This is a genomic window from Bacillus sp. AFS029637 (assembly GCF_002584985.1).
GTDB lineage: Bacteria > Bacillota > Bacilli > Bacillales > Bacillaceae_G > Bacillus_A.
In genome coordinates this window covers 70,167-81,613 of the sequence record NZ_NUPZ01000009.1, presented here as the reverse complement: position 1 = coordinate 81,613, position 11,447 = coordinate 70,167, and the positions used below count along the sequence as shown (strand labels likewise).

Sequence of the window (11,447 nt, the reverse complement as noted above, 5' to 3'; positions counted from 1 at the left end):
TAGTTTGTATTTTTATATTTATATCGATATATTTAGTAAATAAAAAAATCTTCCTGTATTTTTACAAGAAGATTTTTTTATTCGATCTATTCTTTTTTATCACCAATTGCAAATGTAATTTCTGCTTCACATGCAACTTCGCCATCTACTGTTGCGATTGCTTTCCCTTTTCCGATTGGGCCACGTACGCGTGTCATTTCCACTTCTAGGCGGAGTTGATCACCTGGGCGTACTTGTTTTTTGAAACGACAATTGTCGATTCCTGCGAAGAAAGCGAGTCTTCCGCGATTTTCTTCTTTCTTTAATACAGCAACTGCTCCGACTTGCGCTAATGCTTCTACAATAAGTACACCAGGCATAACTGCATAGTCAGGGAAGTGTCCATTAAAGAATTCTTCGTTTGCAGATACGTTTTTAATTCCAACCGCTCTTTTTCCTTCATCTACTTCTAATATTTTATCAACGAGTAAAAATGGATAGCGGTGAGGAATGATTTCTTTAATTTGTTCTATATTTAGCATGTAACAATCGCCCCTTTTGTAATATTGGTCTTACCACTTGGACATATTGTTTATTATCCCATTTTGTTTATTGTTTGTCATTACAAAGTGAAATTTTATATTCAGCATCTCTTCCTATATAAAAAAATGCACACACTCTATTCCATTAAAAGAGTTGCACATTCCAGCAACTGACACGGAGGTAGAAAAGAGTGTATGCCCAAGTTAGGGAAAGGCAATATGTATGTGAACATTCTTTGCCTTAATGTCGTATTCGACTCATTATATTATAAACGTTTTCGAATAAGGAAATATTAAATTTAACCATATATATGAATATTTTCCCTATTTTCTTCGTTTTTCTTTATTTTTCTTCTATTTTCTCAATAAATCAAAATATAAAAATATAAAAACAAAAAAGAGCTACGGTTATGACACCTTAGCTCTTCTCACTTTAGTCCGCTATTTGCGGGTTATGAATCAGTCGGTTCCCCGCACTTTATTTCAAAGCACGACGTGGTAATTTATCGATATTCTCTAACATAATACCTGTACCAACCGCAACACATTGCATTGGGTTTTCAGCAATTAATACTGGTACTTTTAATTCTTCTGCTAGAAGCATGTCGATACCGTGTAGTAAAGCTCCACCGCCTGTTAGAATAACACCGCGGTCGATGATGTCCGCAGATAATTCTGGTGGCGTGCGTTCTAGTACACCTTTTGCAGCTTGTACAATGACAGCTGCGTCTTCTTTTAGTGCTTCTGTAATTTCTTCAGAGCATACTGTAATTGTACGTGGTAAACCTGTTACCATGTCACGTCCGCGAATTTCAAGTTCTTCGCTACGTGCACCTGGGAATACTGTACCAACTTTAATTTTAATATTTTCTGAAGTACGTTCTCCAATTAATAGCTTATACTTACGTTTAACGTAGTTTAAGATCTCCATATCAAACTTATCGCCAGCCATTTTGATAGAGGAAGAGGTAACAATATCACCCATAGATAGTACAGCGATATCTGTTGTACCTCCACCAATATCAACAACCATGTTACCGCTCGGTTGGAAGATTTCCATACCAGCACCAACTGCGGCTACTTTTGGTTCTTCTTCTAAAAATACTGTTTTACCACCTGAACGTTCAGCAGCCTCACGAATTGCTTTTTGTTCTACTGATGTGATGTTCGTTGGGCAACAAATTAAAATACGCGGTTTTGAAAAGAAGCTCTTTACGTCCAATTTGTTAATGAAATACTTTAACATCGCTTCTGTAATTTCGAAATCTGCGATTACGCCATCTTTAAGTGGACGAATTGCTACAATATTACCAGGCGTACGCCCCACCATACTTCTTGCTTCTTCACCTACTGCTAGTACTTTACCTGTATTACGATCAATTGCCACAACAGATGGCTCATTTAATACAATACCCTTACCTTTAACATGAATTAATACGTTAGCCGTACCTAAGTCAATTCCGATATCTCGCGCAAACATTCCCGTCATTTCCTCCTCGATATTCAAAATCAGGTTACACCCGAATTCTTTTACACCTAATTTCTGATTTTATCATATATTTAACAGAAACGTAATATTCGCAAAAAGAATTCTTCTGAAAAATGTTACGGAATGTTTGCTACTGTATCTTTATTGACGTACAGGCTTTTCTACATCTTCTTTTCTATACTTTTGCTTTGTTGCTTCTCCGCCTCTTAAATGACGAATAGACTTATGGTAATCAAGAATTTCTTTCACTTCATTTGCGAGCTCTGGATTAATTTCTGGTAAACGTTCTGTTAAATCTTTATGGACTGTACTCTTTGATACCCCAAATTCCTTTGCAATGACACGCACTGTCTTTCTTGTCTCCACGATATACTTACCAATCTTGATAGTTCTCTCTTTGATGTAATCGTGCACACCACTCGCCTCCCTAAATTGGATGTGAGAAGTGTGAAATGAGCCTCGCTGCATACGACTAAGAAGTAAGTGTGAGTGCTGTTTGTAAGCGTTAAACATTCTTGGATTTATAATGAAATGATTCACGATTTCTCACCTCAAACACTCTCTTTGCTTTGGTTTATACCATTGTATTGCCCGCACTACTGATATATGCTACATGTTCACTATTTTTGCGGACTAAGTTAAGAAAAATTACGTTTTTTTGTGAGAAATACGTTAACAATGACGATTTTGGCAAAAAAAAATGACACCTTATATGAAAGGCGTCATTCTTCTCGGTCAAATTCTTCTTCTAACAACTGACGGTGGGGAACCTCTTTTTTACCAGCAATATAATAATATAAAGTGAATAAAACAAACAATAAAATAATAGCAATCGACAGAACAAATAAAAATGACACAGTATCCCCTCCTTTTTGTAATATATATTCGAGAATCTCGTCATTTTTCCTTGTTATTGCAACTTTTTTCTCGAAATTGAGTATTTTTATATAAAAATAAAAAAATCAGCTCTCCTAGTGAGAGCTGATTTTTTCACTGTCTTATTCTTGTGAAGAAGAACCATTTGTTGATTTTTCTTCTTTCTTCGGTTCTTCTTTTTTGTCAGTAGTCGAACCGCTTGTTGATTTCTCTTCTTTTTGAGACTTATCTTCTGTTTTACTTTCTGGTTTCGTGCTTGTTGACTTTTCTTCTTTTTGAGATTTGTCATCAGCTTTTTTACCAGAAGCGTTCGTTGCTTTTGCAGCACCTGCATCAGCTTTAATTTCTGCTACTGATTTATTTAAGTAGCGCTCAGGGTTCACAGCTACATTGTCTTTACGTACTTCAAAGTGAACGTGAGAACCTGCTTCTTTGTTCATTGCACTTAAACCAGATTTCCCTAATACTTCACCTTGTACAACTCTTGCACCTTTTTCTACTTTCACACTGCCTAAGCTTTGATAAGATGCTGCTACACCATTTCCACTATCAACTGTTACAACATAACCAAGAAGTGAATCTTTTTCAGCTTTCGTTACTGTACCACTTAAAGCAGCTGTTACACTAAATTCTTTTCCATTCTTCGCAGCAATGTCGATTCCTTTATTCGGGGAATATGTGTTGTTATAAAAGACAAGTGCTTTTTCTTGTTCCGCCTCAGTTGCTACGTCTTCATAGAACTTCTTCTGTACGACTACTTCCACACTCGTGGCAGCTGGCATTTTCACTACTTCTGAAGATTTCGTTACTGGTACTGCCGGATCTTCCGATTGTGTATACGGTGTTGCTTGATCATGGTTCGGAGTCTTCTTCGGATTAGCTCCTTGGAACCATAGTGCAACCATTAAGATTACCGCTGCACAAGCAATGTATAGTGCCGGAAACACCCATCTTTTTTGAAATAAATGTACTACCTTTTGCGACTTTTTATTATTTCTTCCTCGCATTCCATCATCACCTCAGCAATCATTCTGAACAATATTCAAATATCCTATACAACCTGTAACTAATTATTTTTCGACAAATACTGTAAAAATATGTATAAGAATTGTAAAATTTCCGAGGAAATGATAGAAAAAAGAAAAAACTGAGCATTTCAGCTCAGTTTTTAGTCCATTTGTTTCTTTTTATATACGATTAAACATGCAATAAGTGAAAGAATAAGCCACACCCCAACATTGAGTACATGCCCACTAATACTACTAAACCCAGCTCCCTCTACTAAGCTGTTAATTGCTTTTGCCATATGAGATGTTGGAAGATACTCAATCATTGTCTTAATTACTTTATTTTCAACCATTGGCTCAAATTGTACAGCTAAATACATCGTCATTAATATCGGCATTCCAATTAGTGATGTTTGCGGTACAGACTCAGCTAATAACCCAATCGTCGTTCCAATCACGATAAATAGAATTGTTCCACTTAAGAAAATAAACCCTAGTAATACAAGATTGCCACTTAATTGATCCAGAATGAATAAGTTCACAATACAAATACAAAGCGTCAAACATGCTGTTAATATACTTTTTCCAAGAAGAACTTCAACAGAAGAAGCTGGTGATAGCATTAACACACGTAATGTATGTTTTTCTTTTTCTTCTGCGATTACCATCGATTGAACAAATCCCGCAACAAATAGAAAGGCCATTAAAGTAATAATACCAACTCCTGCACTTCCTTGCCCAAACCTGCTAAATATAAATGCAAATATAATTGGTAAAGATGCCATTAACAGTACTTGTGAATTTGTCTTAAAATCTTGTACTTCTTTCCTAAAAATAGCTGATACACGTCTCATTGAAAATGTCATTATAATCCCCTCCCAGTAACTTCAATAAAGATATCGCCTAGCGTTGGTTCGTATGAATGAATGGATAGTAATTCTCCTTTTTTCATCCATTCTGAAATACGTTTTGCACCTAATTCATCTTTTTGCACGACTTCTTTTTGCTTATCTTTTAATACGACTTGTATTTGATCTTTCGCGTATTGTAAGCGAAGGTTTTCCGGTGTATCAAGTGCTACAATTTCTCCGCCACACAGAAAGGCGATGCGATTACAAAGCGTTTCTGCTTCGTCCATGTTATGAGTCGTTAAGAAAATCGTCGTTCCTTCTTTATTTAAGTCTTTTAAGATTTTATGAATGTTTTGTACGTTTACTGGATCAAGTGCGGATGTTGGTTCGTCTAAGAAGAGGATATCTGGTTTATGAAGAATTGCTCTTGCTAATGTTACGCGCTGCTTCATTCCCTTTGATAGTTTCTTTACTAATGTTTTTTTATCATCTAATAGATTCACTTGCGCTAGTACTTCGTCGATTCGTTCTTTTTTACACTCGTATAAATCACAAAATAATAGTAAGTTATCATAAATACTAAGTCTTTCATATAAACCGCTGTTGTCTGTTAAAATACCAATTCGTTTGTAATCCATACTACTTGGTCCTGTAATATCCTTCCCTAATACTCGTACCGTTCCAACACTATGAAGCAATTGAGAAGTTAAAATTTTCACCGTTGTCGTTTTACCAGATCCACTCGGTCCGAGGAATCCGAAAATCTCTCCTTGTTTCACCTCAATATTTACATTTCGAAGTGCCGTTTTTTCGTTGAAACTTTTCATTACATCTTTCATTTCAATTGCCAATGTCATTTCGTCATCCCCTTTGTTTTTCTTTTTTATAGATGAAAGTCGCTGTAGCGCTTTTCGTTTGTTTGTTTCGCTTTTCTTGACTCAATCATATGAGAAACAAAGGGTAGGCGCAGTAAAATACCGGTAAAAGGAGTATTTTTACCGGTGAATGAACCGTATTTCAAGCTTATTGGAGCACTTTTTATAGCCCAATTACGCCTTTTAATTCATCCATTCGTCCTTTTGAAAGCGGGATTGAACTTTTTCTTTCGTCATCCAAAATTAAACTGAAACTGTTACGAGTCCATGTAATCACTTCTCGTACTCTTTGTAAATTCACAAGGTACGAGCGATGACATCTAAAGAATCCGAATCCTATTAGTCTCGTTTCTAGTTCACTTAATGTTAATGCACATACAAAATCACCTTCACGTACATGAATATGCGTCACTCCATTTTGCGTTTCAATAAAATGAATTTCCATCGGATCAAGTAAAATGATTTTATCGTTCACTTTCGCTGGTATTCTTTCTAATTTCATTTGCGGAATCATTTGAACGACTTTTTCTTCATCGACTTCTTCTGCTTCCTCTTGCTCAATTTCTACTTTTTTCACACCGTCTTGATTTAATATGTATACATCTTCTGTTAATGAAAGAGCGTCCGATAAGAAAGATGACGTAATAAAAATTGCCTTCCCTTGCTCTTTCATTTTCATAATTGCTTTTCGAATCATAATCGTACTCTCTGTATCTACATTTTGCTCTGGCTCTTCCAAAATAATTAAATCTGGATTATGAATCATAACACGCCCGATATGAAGACGTCGTTTCTCTGAAAATGATAATTTTTCTATTTTAACGTTTAGCTTATCTAGGAGACCGACATATTGCACTACTTCTTCTATACTCATATTTGATTCATACAGCCCTATTAAAAACTTGAAATAGTCCTTCACCTTCAAACGATTATATGCTTCATCTTTCAAAAAACAAAAGCCAATGCGGGAATAATTTTTCTTTCCAATCGCTTCTCCCTCAAACAGCACATTGCCAGTTGAAGCATCTTCCTCACCGATAATAATGCGATGCAACACTTTAGCTGTATGGTTATTACATTGCAAAACAACACATTGCCCTTTCTCAACTTCCAGCTCAATTGCCGGTAACTGGTTCGTCTTCCCTAATTGTTTCAACTCCAATAACGCCATTCCGTCTCCCCCAAAATAGTTTTTATTTTATTATAACAAACAATTAATGGAAAATTATGATACTTTATACAACATCCTTACACCTGAAAGATTGGAAAGCAATTTGTCATGCCAACTAAAAAGAAGGCTATCCAAATGAAAGGATAGCCTTCTTCTCTATTTCTGCTCTACCATATACGACTTAAGTTGATCTCGAAGTGCTCGTTTTAGAAACTTCCCTACAGATGTTTTCGGAATTTCATTTACGAATAAAATATCATCTGGCATCCACCATTTCGGAAATTCTGCTTCTAGTAAAGCATACAACTCTTCTCTTTCTACTGCTTGTCCCTCTTTTAATACAACGCAAGCTACTGGACGCTCTTGCCATTTTTCATGCGGTACTGCCACGACAGATGCTTCTAACACTTTATCGTGTGACATTAAAGCATTTTCTAAATCTACAGAAGAGATCCATTCACCGCCACTTTTAATTAAATCTTTCGTACGATCAGCAATTTTAATAAATCCTTCCGAATCAACTGTAACGATATCTCCTGTATGGAGCCATCCATCCTTCATCGATTCCTCTGTGCGCTCATCTTTATAATAGCTACCAGCAATCCATGGGCCGCGCAAACAAAGTTCGCCCATTTCTTCGCCATCCCATTTAATTTCACCGTCTTGTCCAATCACTTTCATTTCTAGCCCAGGGAGTAAATATCCTTGGCGAGAGCGTAAATTGTAGTAATCATCTTTCGGTAAATCACGTTGATATGATTTTGGACAATTAATTACAACAGCAGGACTCGTTTCTGTCATTCCATATATTTGTCTAAATGCAATATCATACTTCTCTTCATACGTACGAATCATGCTCATTGGAGCAGCTGATCCACCTGACCATATCGTTTTAATACTACTAATATCATATGGATGTTTTTCTAGTTCCTGCAACAAACCAATCCAAATGGTTGGTACGCCAGCCGTAATTGTTACTTTCTCTCTTTCAATTAATTCCGCTAAAATCTTCGGCGTGAAATGTGGTCCTGGTAATACGAGTTTTGTCCCAAACCATGTACTCGCAAACGGTAATCCCCATGCGTTCACATGGAACATTGGAACGACAGGCATACAAGTGTCTACTTCTGATATATTCCCGCCGTCCGCAAGTCCAAGTGTATAACTATGGAGTGCAATACTACGGTGTGTGTAAACTACACCTTTCGGTTTTCCTGTCGTAGCCGATGTGTAGCACATACCGGCTGGTTCTTTTTCATCTAAATCTTTTACAAACGGAAATGTCTCATCGCCTTCTTCGAGTAATTGGTCGTAATGATATGCTGGTGATAGTGTTGTGTGAGGTAGTTTATGATCGTCTGTCATAATGATAAAGGCTTTTATATGCGGGATTTCGTGTTGAATACTTTCTAATACAGGTACCATATCTTCATCGACAAGAATAATCTTATCTTCTGCATGGTTAATAATATATGAAATGTGATCAGCGGAAAGTCTTAAATTAATCGTATGTAGCACTGCACCGATTCCTGGAATCGCAAAGTATGCTTCCAAATGCCTATGATGGTTCCAAGCAATTGTACCTACTTTATCCCCTTGTTCAATTCCCATTTTCGTTAATACGCTAGCGAGCCTTCTCGTCCGCTTTGCAATTTCTCCGTATGTTAATGTATGAATACGCGATGCAGTCCGTGAAACAACTTCCTTTTTCGAAAAATATTTCTCCGCTCGTTCCATCATTGACGGAATGAGAAGTGGTACATCCATCATCATTTTTCATTACCCCCTATTGTTATGTTTTATATATTCACATAACTGTATTATAACACGTAGTGCGCAACGTACCTTCCATTTATTTCTACAAATAATGACAAAAAGAGCTAATTTAAATTAGCTCTTTTTGCACTCTACTTCTTCACCATCAATTTCCCCTCATAATCATTCATCGTCTTTATTTCAACGCCTTTATAATAATGAGCGACAATATCTGTATATTTCTTACCTTCCGCTGCCATACCGTTCGCGCCGTATTGGCTCATCCCAACGCCGTGGCCGAACCCTTTCGTTGTAACGACGATTTTATCGCCCTGTTGTTTCCACGTGAAGTCAGACGAGCGTAAATCTAATTTGTCACGCACATCTCTTCCTGTTAATGTTTTACCTTGAAACGCTACATCTTTTACACGTTTTCCTTCTGTACGCTCTTTAATATCGCCGACTTTTCCGCCCGCCAGTATTTTTACACCGAGACGTTTTTGAAAGTCAGCTACTGTAAATGTTTGCTCACTCGTAAATTTTGGAGATGCTTCATCCCACGGACTATCTACACTCTTTAAGTATGGATAATCATTTCCCCAATAGTCAGCTGCATTTTCTGTTCGCCCGTTACTCGTTGAGAAGAACGATGCTGAAATGGGTTTTCCTTCATACGTTAAAACTTGTCCTGCGGTTTTGGAGACGGCTTCCTCGATTTTCTTTAAATTGTTTTCGTAGTTATTACCCCATTGTTTCTTCAATTCTTCTTTGCTTTTGTACACTTGATCTTTCACCGTATCTGTCACGTCCGCATTGTTTTTCTTTCCTCCGCTTAGCATACGCTGTACTACAAATGTTCTCGCTGCTAATGCCTGCGCCTTTAGCGCCTCTATTTCAAAACTGGCATTCATCTCAGAAGCTACTACACCGGTCACATACTCCTCCATAGGTAATGTTTCTACCTTCTTCTGTTTCTCGCGATATACAGCAACTTGAACCGCTGTATCTACTTTCCCTGGAGCTGGTATACTTTCTATCGCTGGAGGAGTTTTAGAGGCTGCTTCTTCCCCTACTTTTGCTTTCGCAAATGGAATAACAAGGGCTGCAGGTACAATGATAACGAGCGCTATTAGAAGCGCTACTGTAATGAAAAGTGACTTTGAAAATTTCATCTTATTTCCCCCAATATAAAGTGAAACTTTAATCAGTGGGGGTTTTGTCCATCCCCCACTGATTATTAGTTGAACCAATCGGACTTTTATGGGCAGTTGCCCCCCCACCTAACTTCTTTGCTTTCGCTGAATTTTGAGGTGGGGGTCTTACTGCCCATTAAAGCGGGATAAAGTTGGCTTCCTTTCATTCTTATGGAACTACGGAATTTTTTAGAACATACTTGGAGGTATCGGTATAAAGTGAAATTTTAATGCGGCGAAGTTTCGCTGACCACAAATAGCAAAATAAAACGTAAATTTTCTAAATATTTTCACTGGTACGTGCATAAGTATAGAATTTATTGACTATAACAGTAATAAGCCCAAAAAAAATAGCCCCTATGTCAAAAGACATAGAGACTATTTCAATTAAGCGTGAAGATCAGAAACTTCTTGTTCTTTCACTTCTTCTACTTTTTCGTTTACACGTTCAATAGTTGCACCTAATGCAGCTAATTTTTTATGGAAATCTACATAACCACGGTCAAGATGTTTTAACTCAGTTACACGAGTGTAACCTTCTGATACTAAACCAGCTAAGATTAACGCTGCAGCTGCACGTAAGTCAGTTGCACCTACTTCAGCACCTTGTAAGCTGTTTGGACCGTTCATAATAACAGAACGACCTTCGATTTTAATATCAGCATTCATACGACGGAATTCTTCAACGTGCATAAAGCGGTTTTCGAATACCGTTTCTGTAATCATACTTGTTCCATCAGCTTGTAGTAATAATGCCATCATTTGTGATTGCATGTCTGTTGGGAAACCTGGGTGAGGCATAGTTTTAATATCAACCGCTTTTAACTTATCTGGGCCGATAACACGTACACCTTCATTTTCCTCAATAATTTTAACACCCATTTCTTCCATTTTCGCTGTAATTGAGCGTAAATGTTCAGGCACAGCATTTTCAATTAAGATGTCTCCACCAGTAATTGCCGCTGCAACCATGAATGTTCCCGCTTCAATACGGTCAGGAATAATAGAGTGGTTTGCACCATATAATTTATCAACACCCTCAATACGGATCGTTCCAGTTCCAGCTCCGCGTACTTTCGCTCCCATCGCATTTAAGAAGTTAGCTAAGTCAACGATTTCTGGTTCTTTCGCTGCGTTTTCAAGGATTGTTGTCCCTTTTGCTAATGTAGCTGCAGACATAATGTTTTCTGTCGCGCCTACGCTTGGGAAGTCTAAATAAATTTTAGCTCCTTTTAGTTCTCCCTCTACGTATGCCTCAACGAAACCATTACCAACCTGTACTTTTGCTCCCATTGCTTCGAAGCCTTTTAAATGTTGATCAATTGGACGTGAACCAATTGCACATCCACCAGGAAGTGCAATACGAGCACGACCGTTACGCGCTAATAATGGGCCCATTACTTGAACAGATGCACGCATTTTACGTACATATTCAAATGGTGCTTCGATGTTTAATTCTTTAGAAGCATCGATTGTTACTTGATTATTTTCAAATACGACTTCAGCATTTAAATGACGTAATACCTCATTAATTGTGTATACATCAGACAAAACTGGTACTTCAGATAGTACATTCTTTCCATCACTCGCTAATAGGGCTGCAGCGATTATAGGTAATACAGCATTTTTTGCGCCCTCAACACGCACTGTGCCGTTTAACCGCTTTCCGCCACGGACGATGATCTTTTCCAAATTATTCCCCTCCGTGT

The 11,447-nt window shown here is 37.5% G+C and carries 11 protein-coding genes; all 11 read right to left on the bottom strand.

Annotated elements, in window-relative coordinates:
• Positions 1–86: 86 nt before the first annotated feature.
• The 11 genes from fabZ to murA all read right to left on the bottom strand — a co-directional run bounded on the left by fabZ (position 87) and on the right by murA (position 11,430).
• On the bottom strand, positions 87–521 hold the full coding sequence (fabZ, locus tag COE49_RS02275) for a 3-hydroxyacyl-ACP dehydratase FabZ (RefSeq protein ID WP_000931959.1): 435 nt from the start codon (positions 519–521) through the stop codon (positions 87–89).
• A 478-nt stretch (positions 522–999) separates the two neighbouring features.
• Positions 1,000–2,001: a rod shape-determining protein gene (mreB, locus tag COE49_RS02270; RefSeq protein ID WP_000457992.1), complete on the bottom strand. Its 1,002-nt coding sequence runs from the start codon at positions 1,999–2,001 to the stop codon at positions 1,000–1,002.
• Positions 2,002–2,151: 150 nt separating this feature from the next.
• Positions 2,152–2,424 (bottom strand): sporulation transcriptional regulator SpoIIID, encoded by a 273-nt coding sequence (spoIIID, locus tag COE49_RS02265; protein ID WP_000544012.1) that lies wholly within the window; start codon positions 2,422–2,424, stop codon positions 2,152–2,154.
• A gap of 308 nt (positions 2,425–2,732) precedes the next feature.
• Positions 2,733–2,867, bottom strand: coding sequence for an ABC transporter ATP-binding protein (locus COE49_RS02260; RefSeq protein ID WP_088232001.1), 135 nt, complete (start codon positions 2,865–2,867; stop codon positions 2,733–2,735).
• Between the two features lie 141 nt (positions 2,868–3,008).
• On the bottom strand, positions 3,009–3,893 hold the full coding sequence (spoIIQ, locus tag COE49_RS02255; RefSeq protein ID WP_088232000.1) for a stage II sporulation protein SpoIIQ: 885 nt from the start codon (positions 3,891–3,893) through the stop codon (positions 3,009–3,011).
• Between the two features lie 161 nt (positions 3,894–4,054).
• Positions 4,055–4,759, bottom strand: a complete 705-nt coding sequence (locus COE49_RS02250) for an ABC transporter permease (protein ID WP_098945682.1) — start codon at positions 4,757–4,759, stop codon at positions 4,055–4,057.
• Positions 4,759–5,601: an ABC transporter ATP-binding protein gene (locus COE49_RS02245; protein WP_088231998.1), complete on the bottom strand. Its 843-nt coding sequence runs from the start codon at positions 5,599–5,601 to the stop codon at positions 4,759–4,761. The genes COE49_RS02250 and COE49_RS02245 overlap by 1 nt, the downstream gene beginning before the upstream one ends.
• A gap of 181 nt (positions 5,602–5,782) precedes the next feature.
• Positions 5,783–6,790: a LytTR family transcriptional regulator DNA-binding domain-containing protein gene (locus COE49_RS02240; RefSeq protein WP_098945681.1), complete on the bottom strand. Its 1,008-nt coding sequence runs from the start codon at positions 6,788–6,790 to the stop codon at positions 5,783–5,785.
• 156 nt (positions 6,791–6,946) lie between these two features.
• Entirely contained in the window at positions 6,947–8,563 is a 1,617-nt protein-coding gene (locus COE49_RS02235; protein WP_088231996.1) for a long-chain fatty acid--CoA ligase, read from the bottom strand.
• A 134-nt stretch (positions 8,564–8,697) separates the two neighbouring features.
• Complete coding sequence (spoIID, locus tag COE49_RS02230) at positions 8,698–9,717, bottom strand: stage II sporulation protein D (protein WP_088231995.1); 1,020 nt, start codon at positions 9,715–9,717, stop codon at positions 8,698–8,700.
• 408 nt (positions 9,718–10,125) lie between these two features.
• Positions 10,126–11,430: a UDP-N-acetylglucosamine 1-carboxyvinyltransferase gene (murA, locus tag COE49_RS02225; protein ID WP_000411264.1), complete on the bottom strand. Its 1,305-nt coding sequence runs from the start codon at positions 11,428–11,430 to the stop codon at positions 10,126–10,128.
• Between the last annotated feature and the right edge of the window lie 17 nt (positions 11,431–11,447).

What these genes read in the sequence shown, in the direction of transcription:
- spoIID (WP_088231995.1), bottom strand. Translation starts at nt 9,717, where the DNA reads ATGAAATTTTCAAAGTCACTTTTCATTACAGTAGCGCTTCTAATAGCG.
- COE49_RS02245 (WP_088231998.1), bottom strand. Translation starts at nt 5,601, where the DNA reads ATGACATTGGCAATTGAAATGAAAGATGTAATGAAAAGTTTCAACGAA.
- spoIIQ (WP_088232000.1), bottom strand. Translation starts at nt 3,893, where the DNA reads ATGCGAGGAAGAAATAATAAAAAGTCGCAAAAGGTAGTACATTTATTT.
- COE49_RS02235 (WP_088231996.1), bottom strand. Translation starts at nt 8,563, where the DNA reads ATGATGATGGATGTACCACTTCTCATTCCGTCAATGATGGAACGAGCG.
- fabZ (WP_000931959.1), bottom strand. Translation starts at nt 521, where the DNA reads ATGCTAAATATAGAACAAATTAAAGAAATCATTCCTCACCGCTATCCA.
- mreB (WP_000457992.1), bottom strand. Translation starts at nt 2,001, where the DNA reads ATGTTTGCGCGAGATATCGGAATTGACTTAGGTACGGCTAACGTATTA.
- COE49_RS02240 (WP_098945681.1), bottom strand. Translation starts at nt 6,790, where the DNA reads ATGGCGTTATTGGAGTTGAAACAATTAGGGAAGACGAACCAGTTACCG.
- COE49_RS02250 (WP_098945682.1), bottom strand. Translation starts at nt 4,759, where the DNA reads ATGACATTTTCAATGAGACGTGTATCAGCTATTTTTAGGAAAGAAGTA.